This is a genomic window from Nocardioides sp. CPCC 206348 (genome assembly GCF_048654705.1).
Lineage (GTDB): Bacteria > Actinomycetota > Actinomycetes > Propionibacteriales > Nocardioidaceae > Nocardioides.
On the sequence record NZ_JBMCZA010000202.1, the window covers coordinates 11,350 to 12,876 of the forward strand.

Below are 1,527 nucleotides of genomic sequence, written 5' to 3' on the forward strand. Positions count from 1 at the left end.
GCGCGTGCGGTCGTTGCTGGAGGAGCTGCTGGCCACGCACACCGGTCGTACGCCGCTCCAGGTGCGCGAGGACACCGAACGCGACCTGGTGCTCACCGCGCAGGCAGCCGTCGACTACGGGCTGGTCGACGCGGTGATCACGCAGCGAGGCACACCGGGCCCGTCGGCGTACTCCTGATCGCGCGCGAGGCGACCTCGCGCACACTGCTGCCGAGGGCGCCGGCGATGGCGGCGAGGAGCTCGGAGCTGGGGTCCTTGAGGCCGCGCTCGAGCTCGGAGAGGTACTGGGTCGAGACGCCCGCCCGCTCGGCGACGTCACGCAGCCGCCAGCCGGCGGCCAAGCGTTGCTCGCGCAGCTGCTTGCCGACCTGCTCGCGCCACAACGGCTCGGGGGTGGGTGGCTTGAACGCGATGACCTGGCCCATGTCGGCCACGGTAGGTCGGTGACGGGCGGGGCGACGAATGGTTCTGCTGTCAGCAGAACGGCCAGGACGGCGGTGTCGGCGCGGTCTCCTAGGGTGGCGGCGTGAGCACCCAGACCTTGTCGCGCGCGCAGGCGCGCCGGATCGCACTGGGTGCGCAGGGCTTCCTCGACGCGCGCCACGCCACCCCGAACCTGCGGACCTTCGACCGCACCCTCGCCCGCACCGGTGTGCTCCAGGTCGACAGCGTCAACGTCCTGCAGCGGGCGCACTTCATGCCGCTCTACTCCCGGATGGGGCCGTACGACGTCGACCTGCTCGCGCGCGCTGCGGCCGGTCGGCAGCGCCGGGTCGTGGAGTACTGGGCACACGTCCAGGCGTTCATGCCCGTCGAGCTCTGGCCGGCCATGCGGCACCGGATGGACGCCCATCGCGCGAAACGGGGCAAGTGGTCCTTCGTGGCCGAGGACGACGCGCTGGAGGCTGCCCTGATCGCGGAGATCGCGGACCGCGGTCCGAGCACGGCGCGCGAGCTCGATGACGGCCTGCCGCGCACCAAGGAGCACTGGGGCTGGAACTGGTCACGCACCCGCCGGATGCTCGACTACCTCTTCACGGTGGGCGACCTCGCCATCGCCGGTCGCAACAGCCAGTTCGAGATCCGCTACGAACTGCCTGAGCGCGTGTTGCCGTCGGCCGTTCTCGAGGCCCCGGCGCTGACCGAGGCCGAGGCGCACGTCGAGCTGGTCCGGAGGGCAGCCCGGTCACACGGTGTCGGCTCGGCCCACTGCCTGGCCGACTATTACCGGATCAGGATCGGCGAGGCGCGGGTCGCGATCGCGTCGCTGGTCGACGCCGGGGAGCTGGAGCCCGTGCAGGTCGAGGGGTGGCGCCGTCCGGCGTACCTGCACCACGAGGCCCGGCTCCCGCGGCGGGTCCGCGCACGCGCGCTGCTCAGCCCGTTCGATCCGGTCGTGTGGGAGCGGGACCGCGCCGAGGCGTTGTTCGACTTCTTCTACCGGATCGAGATCTACGTCCCTGCTGCCCAGCGGGTGCACGGCTACTACGTCCTGCCGTTCCTCCTGGGCGACACGATCGTCGGCCG

General features: G+C 71.8%; 3 protein-coding genes. 2 read left to right on the forward strand and 1 reads right to left on the reverse strand.

All coding sequences use genetic code 11. The features are described from left to right. Positions 1 to 4: 4 nt before the first annotated feature. Complete coding sequence (locus tag ACOADB_RS19585) at positions 5 to 178, forward strand: ClpP family protease (RefSeq protein ID WP_378602538.1); 174 nt, start codon at positions 5 to 7, stop codon at positions 176 to 178. Here ACOADB_RS19585 and ACOADB_RS19590 read toward each other — a convergent pair. Further along, on the reverse strand, positions 138 to 425 hold the full coding sequence (locus ACOADB_RS19590; protein WP_378602298.1) for a helix-turn-helix domain-containing protein: 288 nt from the start codon (positions 423 to 425) through the stop codon (positions 138 to 140). The two genes, ACOADB_RS19585 and ACOADB_RS19590, sit on opposite strands and share 41 nt — an antisense overlap. A 101-nt stretch (positions 426 to 526) precedes the next feature. Between ACOADB_RS19590 and ACOADB_RS19595 the strand changes: the two genes are divergently transcribed. After that, positions 527 to 1,527: winged helix-turn-helix domain-containing protein (locus ACOADB_RS19595; RefSeq protein ID WP_378602301.1), on the forward strand; the 1,001-nt coding region annotated here is incomplete at its 3' end.